Raw genomic sequence first — 16,063 nt, 5'->3', positions numbered from 1 at the left:
TCGCACTCATTGAACAAGAGTGCGATACTGTCGCCTTTAAGCTTTTGAGTTTTTAAGCAATAATTGACAACCACATAAAAACGGGTTTTGACTTTCTATGCGATCGTCTGTAAGCACTTCAATAGGAAGCTTCCTGTTGTAAATCAATTCGTCATAATCCATCAATGCATCCCACTTGATCTTGCCAGTCGGGAAACCTAGCTGTGAAGCTGCATCAGATATCAACTCTTGCCATTTCTGAATCTCTGGATCTTGCGATTTGCAGTAATCGAGAATGGCAATCAAGGCACCAGGTTTAGTAACTCGCAGAATCTCTGCAAGTGCACCGACTGGATCGTTAACGACACAGAGCGTATATCCCGACGCTGCTGCATCAAAGGTATTATCAGGAAAATCAAGATTGCAGAGATCCGATACCTTGAAGGTGATATCTGCGGATACGCGTTTTTTACGTGCTTCATCCATCATCTTCTCAGAAAGATCAATACCGACGACATGCACGCCTTCAGGGTAGGCTGGAAGATTAAGACCTGTTCCTACCGCAGCATCTAGTACAGTTTGTCCTCGCTTCAGTTGCAAAGAATCAATTAGAGGTTGGCGCTCAATGTGCCAGTAACGCTTCATAATCGCGTCATAATCCACCGATCCCTGATCGTAGGTTTCAATCACCTGATGTATCTGCATATATTTTTTAACAAACAGAACTACTGATTTTAACTATCTGTTCAACTGTATAATTTGTTAACGACAAAATTTGTATATTATATTATCAGTAAAATAACTTTACAATAGACATATTTTCCGATATCCTTTGGTCGAACAATATCTATAGAAGTTAAGTGAAGTGACAGCGATCGCACCAATCCAATAGCCCTGTTGCGATCGTGCATAGCGATCGCCCTAAACACTAAACACCAAATCATTGTTCAAGCTTCGGAAATTAGCAAAGGTATTGTTACTTACAGCACTTCATAAGTCAATGAAGTACACCCCTCCTCAACTTGAAATCTGCTGTATAATCCAAAACTCTCTACATCTTCCTGTTCCCCCAAGCCTGAGCCATAATTCATAGTTCAACCATTCCTTAGCCGCAGAGGAATCTGAATGATAAACTCGGTTCCTTTTTCAGGAGTTGAAAAGCACTCCAGTTTACCGCCATGTTTTTCTGTGATGATTTGGTAGCTGATGGACATACCCATTCCGGTTCCTTTACCAATGGGTTTAGTGGTGAAAAAGGGATCGAATATTCGTTGCTGAAATTCTTTAGAAATACCAACTCCGTTATCAGCGATCGCCACTTCCAACCACGTTAAATTAACTACCGATGTGCGAATCTTAATTTGACTGGGATTTTCCTTAATTTCCTGATAGGTAAGCTTAATTTTATTTTCTTCTAACGCATCAATCGCATTTATTAAAATATTCATAAATACCTGATTGAGTTGTCCGGCATAGCATTCTACGAGGGGTACAGTGCCGTAGTCTTTAATCACATCAATTTCAGGTTGTTCTGGTTTAGCTTTGAGGCGGTGCTGCAAAATCATCAAAGTACTATCGATACCTTCATGAATATCGACGCATTTAAATTCCGCTTCGTCAATGCGAGAGAAATTCCGCAGCGACAGTACAATTTGACGAATGCGATCGGTGCCCACTTTCATAGAAGACAACATTTTTGGCAAGTCTGACTGCAAAAACTCCAGATCGATGTCTTCGGCAACGGTTTGAATTTCAGCAGCAGGGTAGGGATTATATTGCTGATACAACTGCATAAGCGCTAATAAATCCTGGGTATATTCCTGCACATGGGCGAGGTTGCCATGAATAAAGTTGACTGGATTATTAATTTCGTGTGCAACTCCAGCAACTAGTTGTCCCAGACTAGACATTTTTTCACTTTGAATAACTTGAGATTGAGTGCGCTGCAATTCCCCTAATGCATTTTTAAGTTCAGTAGTGCGTTCTTCTACCCGTTCTTCTAGTTCTTCTTTGCTTTTCTCTAAAGCAGTAAAGGATTCATGCAATTGCCCTGCCATGTGGTTGAAAGAGTTAGATAGGGTATTAAGTTCTCGAATACTGCTAGTTTGTACTGTCTGATTTAAATTGCCGGCTGCCATTGCCTCACTTGCCCAATTCAGGTGGAGAATCGGGCGCACAATCCAATGGGAGGTAAACACGCCTATCACTGAAGCAACGACTAATGCGCTCAAACAAAGGGCGATCGTGGTGCGCGTGTTGGCGTTAATTTGGGCCATGAATGTGTTTTCTGGCACACTCACTACCATTAGCCAATTCAAACCATATTTGTCACGCCAAGGTACAACATTGACAAAATGCCGTTTTCCTTCCACCTCAAGTTGAAAATCTGTATCTTGGGTGATAGAGCCAAACCCGGAGATTTGGAGGTGTCTGGCAATCTTCTGTATTATTGGGTCAGAACTATTGATCGCTCGCAATCGCCGGATCTCTTGATTGACAAGGACAAAAGGCTTCTCTGTACCGGAACTGGCAATTAATGTGCCATCCCGCTCCAAAAGGAACACCCGCCCAGACTGACTAATATCCAAATTACGTAAAAAATCGCTGAGTTTTAGTAGGTGAATGTCTGTTGCAATCATTCCTAATAAGCGATTTTGCGAATCATAAATTGGACGACTAGCAGAGGCGGTGATGTAAGGCCCCGTTGGAAAATTTGCAGTCACAATCTTTCCCCAAATAGGTTTACCAGCAGCGATGGGTTGGGTATACCAAGACTCACTGAAATTGTTCCAAGTCCATCGAGCATTTACCTGAGTTCGATTACCTTGATTATCTGTGGCATAAGTGGAAATATTATTGGGAAGCTTGGCAGTCCAATCATCAATGGTAATCGTCTTGCCATCATAACGAGCTACTCCCATCCCCTCACCCGTCGTTAGTCCGATACCAATATAAGTAAGATCGTACGCCTGCATCTGATCCCAGAAATACTTGCCAAGGGTTTGGCGATCGCGTACATCTAAAATTCCCCTGCGGATGGTATCTGCGTTGATCTGATTAAGGGTTTGCGGAATCGAAAGATAAGACTTCAGATGTTCATCCACGACATCACTGGTGCGATGTATCAATTGTTCTGCTAGGTCGTTAACTGCTCTTTGTCCGTTTTTAAAGGACAAATAACCCACTAAACTGACTGCTGCAAAAATTTGGATCACAAAGGGAACAATAAGAACAATCTGTAATGGGAACGCCTTAGCTTTGCTGAGATAGGGAGTCTTCATTGCTGGAAACTGAAAGTTCTGCTAATTTGATTTGCTTTTATAGTTCCCAAGATGTTCACATACTCACCTTTGTTTAAATTTTTTTGTCAAGTCAAAGGCGGCTGTAGGGTGGAATGGTACTTACTTAAGCAAAAATTGCTGCCCAGAACCCCAACTTCTACCCTCCGGGTGTCTGCAAGAAGTCGGGGATCGAAATCCAGCGATTTATTAAGTGACATTTAGATTTAGGGTACGTTGCGGGGGTTCCTTCTCCTGTATTCGCCTTGAGCAGAATTCAAGTATTTGAACCACATCTGTTGTAGGGGTGCAAGGCCTTGCGCCCCTACCGCGTGGTCTATTTACCTGAAAATAGCTGTAAGAGCAGGGAAATCAGGTATTGCCCGCCCAACTTACTGAATCCCCCTTGTAGCAACTTGTAGCAACTGGCGCGATCCAAAAAAATCAGAGTTTGAGATGTTCTAGATATTAGCAATAGCATTAGCACAAAATTTGGTTTTTTTAATGTAGTTTCATGAGTTCAACTTTTAAATTTGGAGTAATTTATGCAGCAATTTCAAGTAATCTCAGATAGTTTGAATATACGTTCAGCACCGATTGTTGACGAAGCCAATCAAATAGCAGCTCTTCCAAAAGGATATATTGTATCTAAAATTAAAAATTCGGATAATGACAAGTGGTGGAAGGTTGCAACTATTCTTGAAGGAAAAACTTTAGAAGGTTTTGTCGCTCAAAAATTCCTGAATCCAGTCACAAAATTTTCTATCAAGACTGTTCTTAAAATTGGTGAAATTCCCATTCTCCAGGCAAATGGAGAATCTGCATTTTTCTATGAAACAGGTATGAGCATTAATGCTGATGGTGCGCCTAATGCTTATCACCCCGCAGATACAGGGATTGATTTTTTGGCAAATGCTGGGTATTCAGATAACTGGTGGGCACTAGCTGTAGATAAAAACGGCAATCCATTTATTCAAGGCAGTACCGATCCATATCCTGGATACTATATTTCTACGACTGCATTATTTGACTCTGGATTTGTCAAACAAGATCCACGTCGCTATGTTGATTCAACAAAGATTCCGTATATTGTTCTTCCGGGAAATGGTGATTTTAGAAAGGTTACAGGCGTTAAATTAGGTGATTTTGCAGTTGTTTACAACACTAACAATGAAAAACTCGCTTTTGCAATTTATGCTGATGTTGGCCCTAAATACCAGATTGGAGAGGGTTCAATAGCTTTGTCTCAGGCTGTTGGAAACGATCCATTAGTACAATCAAGAGTCAGGCGAGGAATTCCCAAGGATATCGTTTATATTGTTTTTCCAGGTTCTGGGAATCGACAGCCAAGAACAATTTCAGAGATAGAAGCTGAAACTAAACGATTTTTTGAAATATGGGGCGGCGTAGAACGGATAAAGTCTCTATAAAAGTGTACCTGATGGAAAATCTGAGGTGCGATCGCCTCTGGCGTGGCGAAGCCTCTCGCACCTACAGTAAATTGCAACTTCTCTACGAGAGGCTACGCCAAGGTGAGGTACAGATAATTGTAAGGGCACAACATGTTGTGCCCCTACCCGTGTACTTCATTTACCTGAAATACGCTGTAAGATTTTAGTTGCAGTAGAGACATAGCACTGCTACGTCTCTTTTTCGGAGAGATCCGTCGTAGGAGTATGCGTCTACGCAAGACTTTGGACTAAACCAAATTTTGAGTAAAATAGCACATCCTAATTTGTGACTGCTGATTTCTTTCCATTCTTGCTCTCCACACTAGCAACGAATGACGGTTGCTCATCACTGACAGTTGACGACTCGCCTCGTAGTCCCTTCCGACGCTGGTTTTCAGGAACTCCTCCCGCCATACCGTACTCGACACTACTTTTGCCATATCGAGTCCCCACTGCCATTAGCATGTGTTCTGTCATATCTCCCAACTTGCCTTCTGTTTCCAGCATCTCACGATACAATTTATCCAAGCTGGAAAGGGCACTGTTGTATGCATTTTCTTTAGTTCGCATCGTTTCGATCAGCGTTGAAAAGGCAGGTAAGGTAAGTCCATTGCCTAAATCTAAACTCGGATCAATTGAGTTTATGCTAGCTGCACGCCGCACTGCTCTTTCTAACACTAGGGAAGTTCTTTTTCTCCGAGCCATGATCTACACCTTCTAATAGAGTACTGTTAATATTCTTTACCTTAAAAGGCTTACGTATAGATTAGCCTGAGAGAATTCTGGCAAATCTACAATGGTTTTTGCTACAAGTGCAATATTTGTCATAAATGCGCGAAATACTGAAATGAGAAAGCAAACTGGGGTTTGAGAAAGTAAAAGCTTCTTTTGCTTGCGGAAAACACCAAAATGAGTAAGTAAAAGCTCATTTGACTTGCGGAAAACACCAAAATGAGAAAGCAAAAGCTGCTTTTGAATAAGTAAAAGCTCATTTGACTTGCGGAAAACACCAAAATGAGTAAGTAAAAGCTCATTTTGAGTAAGTAAAATGCCATTTTGCTTACTCAATTTGACTTTATCTATTTTCTTGATGCAGCGATCAGTTATAGTCAACGTAAAAATCTCAAATAAAAAATGAGCATAACAAAATACAGTCTTTTACTGTATTTTGTACAACTAGTTAGGCACTTAGGGTAATCTGCCATCCTCTTTTGCATTTTATACTAGTATAATTATTTACGATTATAAAAGTCTAAATGGTAACACGCCGTGACCTTCAATTTGACTATTCCTCGCTCTGTTGGCGAACCACTCAATCTCACTGTCAGTGTAGGAGAAAACCTATTCATTCTTGGTGCTAACGGTACTGGCAAGTCCAGTTTGATGCAACAGTTATATACTCCTCATCACGCTAATGCGCGACGAATATCGGCACATCGCCAAAATTGGTTTTCTTCCAATGCAATGGATTTATCACCCAAGCAAAAGCAAGACTATGAATCCCATATGCGAAGCGTAGACACCAGTCTACAGTCGCGCTGGAGAGACGATTTCGCTACACAACGTACGAGCGTTGCGATCTATGACCTGATTGACGCCGAAAACGTGCGTGCTCGATCAATTGCCGATGCAGTCGATGGCAACAACATTGAGCTTGCAAAGACTCTTTCAAAGAAAGATGCTCCTATAAAGCTCATCAATGAGCTTCTACGTCTTTCAAATATTCCGATTTATTTGTCATTGAGAGCGCTCAGGTAGTTGCAAGCAAATGTGGCGGCACCCCCTATAGCATTGCGGAGCTTTCGGACGGCGAACGTAATGCCTTATTAATTGCGGCAAACGTACTGACTGTTAAGAACGGTACATTGGTACTAATTGATGAGCCGGAGCGCCACCTTCATCGCTCCTGACACTTTTGTTCTCCATACGGCATGATTGTGCATTTATTGTGTCTACGCACGACGTGATGCTGCCCCTCAATAATCCGGGCGCACGTACATTGCTCATCCGAGGCTGCACCTATGCTGAATCTTCCGTCAGTGGTTGGGACGCGGATCTTCTTCCTCCCGAAACTGAGATTGATGATGACCTCAAAAAGGATATCCTTGGCGCACGCAGAAAGCTCCTATTTATCGAAGGTACTGAGCGAAGCCTTGATAAACCGCTTTACAGTCTAGTGTTTCCAAACGTCTCCATCGTTGCTAAATCGAGCTGTCGTGATGTTGAACATGCCGTTTCCAGCATCCGGGACGCTGGCAATCTTCACTGGCTTCATGCTTTTGGTATCGTTGATAATGATCGACGTACGGAAGCCGACATTAATCGGCTTAAAGAGAAGGGCGTATATGCCCTTTCAGTCTTCTCTGTCGAGTCTATCTATTACCATCCATGCGTTCAATCCCTTGTTGCACAGCGCTATGCAGTCGTTACAGGAGATGACGCCCCTACTTGCCTCGCTAATGCCAAAACTGCTGCGATTGCGGCAGTCCAGCCACATATTCAACGCTTAAGTGAGCGAACAGCTGAAAAGGCGATTCGTGAAAAGATTTTTCAGCATTTGCCTCGAAGAGAACAAATTGCTAATGGTAACCCCATAAGTATTTCTATTGATGTGGTTAGTGTTGTCACAGCAGAGCGTGAAAGGTTACAAAATGCACTTGATGCTGGCAATTTGACAGAAATCATTTCACAATATCCAATTCGCGAAACGCCTGCTCTAGACAAAATTGCAAAGGAACTTGGGTGTCAAAACCGTGAACAGTATGAGGGGGCTGTACAGAAACTACTAATGGATGACAATGAGGCACTAACTTTTGTGAAATCTCTCTTCGGCACGTTGGAATCTGACATTGAGGCAGCATGATTATTGCATGTAGTGCGATCGCATCCCTCTAGTAAGGTGCGTTGCGCTGCGCGACAACACACCCTATTACTGGCTGAAATGAGTAAGTCAAATGGCATTTTGAGTAAGTAAAAGCTCATTTTGCTAACTAAATTCGACTTTATCTATATTTCTGCGCTGCAATGACCGTTATGATTATTGTGAGACATTAAAAAATAAAATTTTGTTAGCAACAGTCTTGTTCTCAAGCTCTGATTTATCACTCTATTGTTGCGGTATTCAGTGGCAAGGGCGAGAATGGATTTATGCGATTGTTTACTGTGGTGAAACGCTCTACTTGGCTTCGGGAAAATTTCAGACAACAAAAAATGTACTAGAAAATTTCACTGTTTCTACTCCAGCCTTTGAATTGGGGAACGTGATTAACATTGATTTGAGTAAACAGCAAATTTACACTAGCTTACCTACATTTGACTGAAGCTCGGTTCACCTAGAACCGAGCATTGATTGAGATTTTATTTGATGATCATCATGGCGCTTAGACGATGTTTTAAAAGTCCCAAAAACTATAATTTTGCAGTTCTGCACTGGGTTAAGTACAACACAAAATTAAGGTTTTAGCTATGTACTAAGATGCAATGCTTTGCTAACTATAAGAGCAAAAAACCCTTTTAAAACATCATCTAAGACAAGCGCAATTGCTTTTGTCTTAACAGAGCAAAGAAATTTTACTTGCGAGTTAGGTTAAGCAGTTCTTTGGGAGAAGCAAGTAAGTCAATACCCACAAAGTAAATTTGACCTTGAGGATCGAGTAAAAATCGCCAAGCAATGTTCATCCCAACATTACCTCCAAACCAAGGAGTTTCGACCGTGCCAGTAATTTTATGCTGTGTATAACCATCTTCTATAGTTTCCGAAACGCCTTTAGTTGGCTTCATTACTAATCCTTGTCCCTCATCTCGTAGGTAGGAAGTGATCGCTTCTCGACCAACAATTGGTTTTTGGAAGGGTGGTTGCAGCGCACCGTTGTTAGCAAATAAAGCAACAGCAGCTTCAAAGTTATCTGCATTCATGGCTTCAATGTATTTCAGCACTGTCGGTTCTGTAACTCCTTCAATAGTAAATTGGGGACTTAGAGATTCACGTGGGAACTTAAAGTTTATAACTTTTGCCTGTTTGTTATCAGCTAGAGATGGATCGAAGCCCATATTTACTACAGTATTGCGTAGTACAGTAATTTGTTGACTCTGATCGATTCTCTGAACAGCTTGTAGCAATGCTTTAACTGGAGTTGACATTTGATAGCCAACTGGCATAGGAGCAACGATACCCTCTTTCATCCACTCTCCTAACTGCCACCAGAATCCCAGCTTGGCGTTGACACCAAAGTATGCATAGGAACGGCTAATAGGAGTATCAGCATTACTCGCTAAATCTCCCATTAATTGCGTTTGTTCTTCATGAGACATCTGCTTAATTTGGTTGAATATACCTTCCATTAATTGGAGATTTGCTTTTCCGGGAGCAGCTGGAGTAATTGTACGACCTACTTCAGCGTAGGCATACCAAAGAAATGCCAGTTGATCCTCAATGTTCAGTTCAGCAAACATTGCTGTAGTAGCTGGAACAGCATCTGCCACTTGAGTGCTAGAGAAAATATTGCGTGCGGAATCGATAGTATAACTCATGCTTATTACCTTAAAGATTTAGCTATTCAGTAGTTGGTTTTGGCTACAATTTTGCAGCTTAGGGGATAAATCTAGGGCATATTTCCTGGATGACACAATTATCCCTAGATATCTAAATCCGAATTATTATCATTCACTACTCTGGCATCATAACTGGTAAACGTTAACAAAAGACTAAGATTTATAATATTTATCTGATGAATATCATTGAATGAAATGTATATCCACTATTTGTTTTTCAAGTTTATAGTTTAATAGAAGTGTTTTTTGAAAAACATATCTTCCTAAAGAATGATATATATATTTATAGTATCTATCTATATAGATATATCTGTATTTTAGACTTTTTTAGCAATAAAAATACAATTGGTTAATTGCTCAACTTTGTTTAAAACTGGCCGATAGTATTTCGGATAGTGAGGCACGTCGAGGGATGCAGGATTTCTGGCAGATTTCTATTCCACCGGAGGCTATTGCTTGAGCGATCGCAATTGAAAAATTATTGCAGACATCAGGTAATACTGCTTACGCAGAAGCAGGGCAACATTTTTGGTAATATTTCGTAAGTTTGCTAGTGATGGGCTAATGGATTTCCTGATGCGATTTATAATTAAGCAAGCTGCATCAAGACGGTAGCCCCATAATCATCTCAATGTACACGACTCCAGTTGTGCTTTAGGATATTTTCTCTATAATGCTAAAAAGACAATTGCAAGACTACTGCTGAGAAACCATGCAACTCCAAGCAATAGAGATTGACGTAGCGATCGCAGCCAAGTTTGTTCAATTAGTGCTGAACTGCATCAACCAAGAGTATCCGCACAACAATATTTTCTGGTTTGAAAGTGATGAGGACATTAAGCCGCCACGCGAATTAATGCCAGCTTTTTATGGTTGTTTGGATTGGCATTCTGCCGTACATGGGCATTGGTTACTTGCAAGGCTAGCTCGTTATTTTCCTGATGCTGAATTTCAGCCGACAGCAAGGGAAGCACTAACCCAAACCCTGACTCCAGAGAAAATTCAAGGAGAGATTACCCATTTTAATCGATGTCCCTTCTTTGAATGTCCTTATGGGTTTTCATGGCTGTTGCAACTCGCTACGGAATTGCATGAATGGGATGATTCTCAAGGTAAAGAATGGCTAGCGGCGTTAGAACCGTTAGAAACCTTAGTTGCCAACAACTTTTATCGCTGGCTTGAAAAACTCGAACTTCCCAATCGCACTGGAGCACACTTTCAAACCGCGTTTCCACTTGGTTTAGCACTCGATTGGGCGCAAAGTAGGAAGAATAAAGACTTTGCCGATCTGATCGAAGACAAAGCCCAAAAATTTTATCGCAGCGATCGCAACTATCCATTGCATTTTGAACCATTGGGTTATGATTTTGTCTCTCCCTGTCTTGCAGAAGCGGATTTAATGCGACGCATTCTTTCACCAACAGATTTTGCAAATTGGCTTACCGATTTTCTTCCACAATTACTCACAGAAGATGCAGTGAACTGGTTGCAACCTGTACAAACAACTAAACCCAACGACTATTTACAATCTCATTTTCGGGGTTTAAATCTCAGTCGAGCTTGGATGCTTGAGGGAATAATCTCTCGATTACCCGATAACGATTCTCGACTCGATACCCTGCGTTCTGTTACTGTTTTACATCGCCAATGTGGGTTGGTAGATGTTGCAATTGACCATTATTCTAGTAGTCATTGGTTGGGAACGTTTGTAGTTTATCTTGTAACCGCACGTGGATTAGATAGATATAGAAATCCTACCTGGACTGGATTAAATAATTGATTATACCTAAAATTATTATATGAGCCGGGTAAAATACATAGAACCATCTACCTGGTGAACCTTGTTGACCATTAAATTGAAAAACAATGAATCCTGCAAGAATTGCCCAACCTTGAAATATATTAAGCATGGATAGGATTACTAAAATAAAAAAGTGAAAAATGCACCAGTAGAGCAACCATACTTTGGGTTTGAGTTTGTCTATTAGGGACATCAAGAAAATTACTCCAATCCCATAAGTTCCATATTCAACGCCCAAGCCCTCGGCAACTACTGCACACAAGCCGATAATTATTAATTGCTGCCATAATTGTGGGTAACGCTTTACTAAACGCAACATCACAAGTCCAAGAAGAAGCGTGAACAGAATATTAAGTGATAAGCTCTGGAAGACAATACTATAGATTGGCTGAGATATTATTGCTGTAATTAATAGTCTCCCCCCATAGCGGTGTACATTATGGGTATGTTTTTCGCCTTCAGCCAGAAGCCATGCAAAGAGGGGAAAGCTCAATCGCCCCAATAAGTGCAAGATTACCAACTCTGGCATTAGCAAATAGCACACATGATCCATAACCATGAATACTGCTGCTAAGATTTTAATGCTAAAAGCTGAAACTTTAATCACAACGTTACAGTTACCTTGGATTCCTTGATATAGAATCCCGAAAATTTTATTTATTTAATATAAGAGTTATTCAAAATACTAGCAATTTGATAACATTAACAAAAAGGGCAATGTCTACGATGGGCTATGACCCTCCTGCGTCGCTCTAAGCATACTCCTACGGAGAAGCAAGCTACGCGTAGCGTCTCGTAGAGAAGCTATACCATTCGCGCAGCGTCTCGTTGGCGCAGCCTCTCGTAGAGAAGAGAAGGCTTTACGCTACGCTATCGGTGACACCCTCTTCAGCAGAAAATGCAGAAACACTATGGCAAAGCGTAAAAAAAGCAATCTTCAGTGGATTAAAGAAACACTTGAACTAAAACCCGATCATCGCTGGGAATCTCCATCAGGCTACAAAATTTTTGTTGCAGATCGAGGCGCTGTTCGTTTCAATGTTCCCCATAATTGGGTTTTTGAGCCACAAGAGAAATCCTTCAAGTTCATGGATAAAAAACCGCCCAACGATGATTGCTGTCTGGAAGTATCTTTTAATCGCCTGCCACCCAATGACTGGAGCCAGTTTCCGCTAAAATCCACCTTGAAGAAAGTCCTGGAAGACGACAGCCGCAACATCATTGCCAAAGGAGAAATTGTTACCGTCAAGCGCCAAACCGCCAGAATTGTCTGGACAGAGATGAAGTTCATTGACACTCAAGAAGAACCACGGGAAGCTTTTTCGCGGACTTGCATTGGTTTGGGGTCGAATGTTCAATGCTTAATTACATTCGATTATTGGGCAGATCAAGCAGAACAATTAATACCCGTTTGGGATGAAGCGATGCGTAGTCTCACATTAGGGTTGTATATTCGTGACCCCATGACTGGTTTAGCTTTTCCAGACTGAAGCCCAAGAATGATTGCTGATGGGAGTTGCCGAGTAGATTCTGTAGGTGTGAAAGATATTATTTTACCTGGTGAGATTAAGACTATCTTGAGTAAGGTAGTTGAGGCAGAAAAAGCTGCTCAAGCAAACGTAGTCAGACGTAGAGAAGAAACTGCTGCTACTCGCAGTATGCTAAACACCGCCAAAGTGATGGAGGATAACCCCGTTGCATTGCGTCTAAAGGAACTGGAAGTATTAGAGAAGATTGATCGGATTCAAGTTAACGGTAGCTTGGATAGTATCTTAACAGACTTGATTCGGATGAACCCGCAGTGATTTAGTTATTAAAAATTGAGAGTTAGGTTAGATCGCATATTGATGAATTTACAGCTATTTCAGGTAAATAGACCACGCGGTAGGGGCGCAAGGCCTTGCACCCCTACGACAGGTGTGGTTCAAATACATGAAAACTCTGTAATTGTGAAAAAATATTTGCGATCGCGCTTAACCCAATCTGTATAGGAAAGTAAGTTAGCAAAAGGTTGATGTACAAAGGCTTGTATGTTTAACTGTCGTTAGCTTGTTGGTTTTACATCTTTGGTGTAAGAATACTTCCGAAGGTGTAAATATACACTCAGTCTGCATTCAAATATATACTTTATAGATAAACTCTAATTTATGCCGATTCAATGGCATGGAGTCACTGCGATGTCAATTGATGAAATTAAAAACCAGCAAAATAATGATTTAGTTCAAGCCACTGTAATAGAAAACCTAGTAAAGGCAAAAGATAAGAAAAAATCTAAAAAATCCAAACGGATTTTTGATGGTAGCACAGAAGTTTTTGCCAAGAAAATTCCCAAAAAGACTTTTGAAACTGAACTAGAGCAACTCCAGATTGAATTAGTCAAAATGCAATACTGGATTAAGCACGTCGGCTATCGGGTTGTCGTTATATTTGAAGGGCGCGATGCTGCTGGCAAAGGAGGAGTAATTAAACGCATTGCCGATCCACTTAATCCTCGTGGCTGTCGTGTAGTGGCTCTGGGAACCCCCTCAGATCGCGAGAAAACTCAGTGGTATTTTCAGCGCTACGTGCAATATCTTCCGACAGCAGGCGAAATTGTCCTCTTTGATCGCAGTTGGTACAACCGAGCCGGAGTTGAACGAGTAATGGGTTTTTGTACTGAAGCAGAATATCAAGAATTCATGCAATCTTGTCCGGAATTTGAACGAATGCTGGTGCGATCGGGCATTGTTTTAATCAAGTACTGGTTTTCCGTCAGCGATGAAGAACAAGAGGAACGCTTTCTCTCTCGCAGTCACGATCCAGCAAGGCGCTGGAAACTCAGCCCAATGGATTTGGAATCACGCGATCGCTGGGTAGATTTCTCCAAAGCAAAAGATACCATGTTTGCTTACACGAATATTCCAGAAGCCCCCTGGTTTACGATTGAAGCGGATAATAAAAGACGTGCGCGGCTCAACTGCATTCATCATTTGTTGAGCAAAGTTCCTTACGAAGACATGACACCTCCTCCCTTAGAGCTTCCGTCTAGACCCCTGGCTGAGGATTATGTTCGCGCTCCCCGCAATGAGCAGTTTTTTGTCCCTCAAGTGTATTGAGCAACATTCCTGAGTCAAAACTATGGAGTACAGCGACTTTACTCTAGAAAAAGTTTCGGCTGTTTTGGGAATTACCACCCAAGAAGCCGATCTCTTTCCCAAGCTTGTACCTCTTTCTATTCCTTCGTGCTTAAATGAAACTTTAGGAAAGCGAACCCAATTAGCTCTGATTAGTGAAAAAGCACTGTATGGTATCTTTCTAAGTCTAGAACAGCTTTACATCGTGCTGCAACGAAGCGTAGTGTTACTGCGATGTCTACTTCTTATGGATCTCACACACAATACCTAAAGGCGATCGCTTAAAATATTATTTAAGTGAGAGTGATGGGAGTTAAACTTAATAGTACAATTTCAAGTATTTGCTTGAGGGTATCAGAAATGACAGCGAAAGAGCAACTTCTTCGAGAAATTGAGTAAGCACCAGAGGAACTGATAGAAGCAATTTTGTACATTTTGCAGTCTGTAAAGGCGCAACCTAGCTTCCAAGGTTCTAATCAAGATAGTATTCAAGAAGCAGATAGCACTCAAGTAATTGCTTCTCCTGTTCAAGCAGATAACTCTCTGCTAAATCTCTTCAACGAGTTCGAACAATTTGCTCAGAGTATTCCTCCTGAAGAACTGGTTAACTTGCACACAGATAGCGCAGAGCAGCATGACCAGTATCTTTACGGAACTCCTCAAACATCAGCATGAATCCTGTTTTTGTAGACACGTTTTACTGGATAGCGCTTGCTAATCCACGAGATGCATGGCATGTCCGCACTCAAGACATACACAAATCGCTGATGCAAACAAGACTAATTACAACCGATGAAGTGCTGACTGAGTTTGTGAATTATTTCTCAACTGCTGGTAGATACACCCGAAGCGGAATATTTCAACTAGCACAAAGCATTCTACAAAATGATCGGGTTCAAGTTATTCCCCAAACACGCGAATCCTTTTTAGGTGGTCTAGCTCTGTATTCTCAACGCTTTGATAAAGGATATAGCTTGACAGATTGCATTTCTATGCACACCATGCGCCAACTGGAGATCATAGAGGTACTGACACACGATAAAGACTTCACCCAAGAAGGCTTTGCGATCTTGTTGTCTGGTTGAGTGCCCTAAGTAAGAAAAACGTTATTTAAGTCGCGATCGTAACAACAGTTTACTTCTTTTACTGCGATGTCTACGACGGGCTATTCGGCGTCGCACTATCTCGTAAATTACTTTTATTAACGCGCAATCATCGGGATTTGGGCAAAATACCCGGATTGTTAATTGAGGTAGTAACAGTTTAATGCGATCGCCTAGTTTATTGTCGAGTGAGGGCGTAGGCGTAGCCCGTCGCAGACATCGCTACAACGGTCTACTTCTTGTCCATCTCACAGATAATCTTTAAATGTTGTCGAATTGGGGCGATCGCACATAAAAATCGCACATAAAAGCAATTAAATCATCTTTATTACCTTCTTTTGCTAGAATATTACGAATTCCACAAGTCATCTGGAAATCTGCGGTTCTTTCGGTACTGACGTAATCAATTCGGAATTGACAAGTATATAATCGGTAGTCTTTCGGTTAGATTCAATAGTTTAGGGAGGCTAGGATTAGCTTGAATATTTTTGTTAAGGAAGCAAATTATGGAGGCATTGGGTAATGTTGCAGCAGATCCTGTGAAAGGAGTTTGGAACTGGATATCTGAATCAGCAAATCAAATTGCTACTGAATCCAGTATTCTTGCAAAGGGCTGGCATTTGTTCGTAATTCTATTTCTACTTTGTGTACTTGTCCTAGCAAGTACATGGTTCATCATCGTAAAAGCTACTCAAGTCACACTTATTATTGCTGTTGGAGTTTTTTCAATTACTTTAATGTTTAACTCAGATGGATAAAGTTATTTTATACAAAGCAATTTAATTGA

General features: G+C 41.2%; 20 protein-coding genes and 2 pseudogenes. 14 read left to right on the top strand and 8 right to left on the bottom strand.

From position 1 onward, the window contains the following. Positions 1-36: 36 nt before the first annotated feature. The 3 genes from V7L12_RS30195 to V7L12_RS30185 all read right to left on the bottom strand — a co-directional run bounded on the left by V7L12_RS30195 (position 37) and on the right by V7L12_RS30185 (position 3,260). Positions 37-669, bottom strand: a complete 633-nt coding sequence (locus tag V7L12_RS30195; RefSeq protein WP_335090034.1) for a class I SAM-dependent methyltransferase — start codon at positions 667-669, stop codon at positions 37-39. Positions 670-761: 92 nt separating this feature from the next. Then, positions 762-923: a hypothetical protein gene (locus V7L12_RS30190; RefSeq protein ID WP_335090033.1), complete on the bottom strand. Its 162-nt coding sequence runs from the start codon at positions 921-923 to the stop codon at positions 762-764. Positions 924-1,073: 150 nt separating this feature from the next. Continuing rightward, the gene (locus V7L12_RS30185) at positions 1,074-3,260 is read right to left on the bottom strand and encodes an ATP-binding protein (protein WP_335090031.1); all 2,187 of its coding nucleotides are present in this window, start codon (positions 3,258-3,260) and stop codon (positions 1,074-1,076) included. Positions 3,261-3,802: 542 nt separating this feature from the next. On the opposite strand from V7L12_RS30185, the gene V7L12_RS30180 reads away from it, so the two are divergent. Both V7L12_RS30180 and V7L12_RS30175 read left to right on the top strand, forming a co-directional pair. After that, positions 3,803-4,687 carry a glycoside hydrolase family 75 protein gene (locus tag V7L12_RS30180; RefSeq protein WP_335090029.1) on the top strand — a complete coding sequence of 295 codons (885 nt, stop codon included), beginning with the start codon at positions 3,803-3,805 and terminating at the stop codon, positions 4,685-4,687. Positions 4,688-4,698: 11 nt separating this feature from the next. Beyond that, complete coding sequence (locus tag V7L12_RS30175; protein ID WP_335090027.1) at positions 4,699-4,875, top strand: hypothetical protein; 177 nt, start codon at positions 4,699-4,701, stop codon at positions 4,873-4,875. A 112-nt stretch (positions 4,876-4,987) separates the two neighbouring features. Here V7L12_RS30175 and V7L12_RS30170 read toward each other — a convergent pair whose 3' ends face one another. Then, positions 4,988-5,413: a hypothetical protein gene (locus tag V7L12_RS30170; protein ID WP_335090025.1), complete on the bottom strand. Its 426-nt coding sequence runs from the start codon at positions 5,411-5,413 to the stop codon at positions 4,988-4,990. A 36-nt stretch (positions 5,414-5,449) separates the two neighbouring features. Continuing rightward, the gene (locus tag V7L12_RS30165) at positions 5,450-5,821 is read right to left on the bottom strand and encodes a hypothetical protein (protein WP_335090024.1); all 372 of its coding nucleotides are present in this window, start codon (positions 5,819-5,821) and stop codon (positions 5,450-5,452) included. 168 nt (positions 5,822-5,989) lie between these two features. Here V7L12_RS30165 and V7L12_RS30160 point away from each other — a divergent pair, with 168 nt between their 5' ends. The 4 genes from V7L12_RS30160 (at position 5,990) to V7L12_RS30150 (ending at position 8,028) form a co-directional block, all read left to right on the top strand. After that, entirely contained in the window at positions 5,990-6,466 is a 477-nt protein-coding gene (locus V7L12_RS30160; protein ID WP_335090022.1) for an ATP-binding cassette domain-containing protein, read from the top strand. After that, positions 6,448-6,618 (top strand): AAA family ATPase, encoded by a 171-nt coding sequence (locus tag V7L12_RS33415; protein ID WP_442947933.1) that lies wholly within the window; start codon positions 6,448-6,450, stop codon positions 6,616-6,618. Before V7L12_RS30160 ends, V7L12_RS33415 begins: the two co-directional genes overlap by 19 nt. A gap of 56 nt (positions 6,619-6,674) precedes the next feature. Continuing rightward, positions 6,675-7,571, top strand: a complete 897-nt coding sequence (locus V7L12_RS30155; protein ID WP_335090020.1) for a hypothetical protein — start codon at positions 6,675-6,677, stop codon at positions 7,569-7,571. Positions 7,572-7,773: 202 nt separating this feature from the next. Beyond that, positions 7,774-8,028 carry a DUF1392 family protein gene (locus V7L12_RS30150; RefSeq protein WP_335090018.1) on the top strand — a complete coding sequence of 85 codons (255 nt, stop codon included), beginning with the start codon at positions 7,774-7,776 and terminating at the stop codon, positions 8,026-8,028. Between the two features lie 250 nt (positions 8,029-8,278). Here the strand turns inward: V7L12_RS30150 and V7L12_RS30145 are convergent, their stop codons facing one another. Next, positions 8,279-9,238 carry an orange carotenoid protein N-terminal domain-containing protein gene (locus V7L12_RS30145; protein WP_335090016.1) on the bottom strand — a complete coding sequence of 320 codons (960 nt, stop codon included), beginning with the start codon at positions 9,236-9,238 and terminating at the stop codon, positions 8,279-8,281. Positions 9,239-9,971: 733 nt separating this feature from the next. On the opposite strand from V7L12_RS30145, the gene V7L12_RS30140 reads away from it, so the two are divergent. Next, positions 9,972-11,039, top strand: coding sequence for a DUF2891 domain-containing protein (locus V7L12_RS30140; protein ID WP_335090014.1), 1,068 nt, complete (start codon positions 9,972-9,974; stop codon positions 11,037-11,039). Here V7L12_RS30140 and V7L12_RS30135 read toward each other — a convergent pair. Then, positions 11,014-11,667 (bottom strand): TraX family protein, encoded by a 654-nt coding sequence (locus V7L12_RS30135; RefSeq protein ID WP_335090012.1) that lies wholly within the window; start codon positions 11,665-11,667, stop codon positions 11,014-11,016. The two genes, V7L12_RS30140 and V7L12_RS30135, sit on opposite strands and share 26 nt — an antisense overlap. 304 nt (positions 11,668-11,971) lie before the next feature. Here V7L12_RS30135 and V7L12_RS30130 point away from each other — a divergent pair, with 304 nt between their 5' ends. From V7L12_RS30130 to V7L12_RS30105, 6 genes and pseudogenes are all read left to right on the top strand, one after another. After that, positions 11,972-12,550 carry a hypothetical protein gene (locus tag V7L12_RS30130; RefSeq protein ID WP_335090011.1) on the top strand — a complete coding sequence of 193 codons (579 nt, stop codon included), beginning with the start codon at positions 11,972-11,974 and terminating at the stop codon, positions 12,548-12,550. Positions 12,551-12,568: 18 nt separating this feature from the next. Continuing rightward, positions 12,569-12,865: pseudogene (locus tag V7L12_RS30125) on the top strand (slipin family protein); the annotation flags it as partial. Positions 12,866-13,207: 342 nt separating this feature from the next. Next, positions 13,208-14,155: a polyphosphate kinase 2 gene (gene ppk2 / locus V7L12_RS30120; RefSeq protein ID WP_335090009.1), complete on the top strand. Its 948-nt coding sequence runs from the start codon at positions 13,208-13,210 to the stop codon at positions 14,153-14,155. Between the two features lie 22 nt (positions 14,156-14,177). Then, positions 14,178-14,444, top strand: a complete 267-nt coding sequence (locus V7L12_RS30115; RefSeq protein ID WP_335090007.1) for a hypothetical protein — start codon at positions 14,178-14,180, stop codon at positions 14,442-14,444. A 155-nt stretch (positions 14,445-14,599) separates the two neighbouring features. Further along, on the top strand, positions 14,600-14,848 hold the full coding sequence (locus V7L12_RS30110) for a hypothetical protein (RefSeq protein WP_335090005.1): 249 nt from the start codon (positions 14,600-14,602) through the stop codon (positions 14,846-14,848). Continuing rightward, entirely contained in the window at positions 14,845-15,258 is a 414-nt protein-coding gene (locus tag V7L12_RS30105) for a type II toxin-antitoxin system VapC family toxin (RefSeq protein ID WP_335090003.1), read from the top strand. Before V7L12_RS30110 ends, V7L12_RS30105 begins: the two co-directional genes overlap by 4 nt. A gap of 315 nt (positions 15,259-15,573) precedes the next feature. On the opposite strand, the pseudogene V7L12_RS30100 reads toward V7L12_RS30105, so the two are convergent. Continuing rightward, a pseudogene (locus V7L12_RS30100) lies at positions 15,574-15,678 on the bottom strand (restriction endonuclease); the annotation flags it as partial. A 104-nt stretch (positions 15,679-15,782) separates the two neighbouring features. On the opposite strand from V7L12_RS30100, the gene V7L12_RS30095 reads away from it, so the two are divergent. Then, the gene (locus V7L12_RS30095; protein ID WP_335090002.1) at positions 15,783-16,034 is read left to right on the top strand and encodes a hypothetical protein; all 252 of its coding nucleotides are present in this window, start codon (positions 15,783-15,785) and stop codon (positions 16,032-16,034) included. The last annotated feature ends 29 nt before the right edge of the window (positions 16,035-16,063 follow it).

Source organism: Nostoc sp. (assembly GCF_036918245.1).
Taxonomy (GTDB): Bacteria; Cyanobacteriota; Cyanobacteriia; order Cyanobacteriales; family Nostocaceae; genus Nostoc.
The sequence above is the reverse complement of the archived record's forward strand: the minus strand, read 5'-3'. Positions and strand labels throughout refer to the sequence as shown.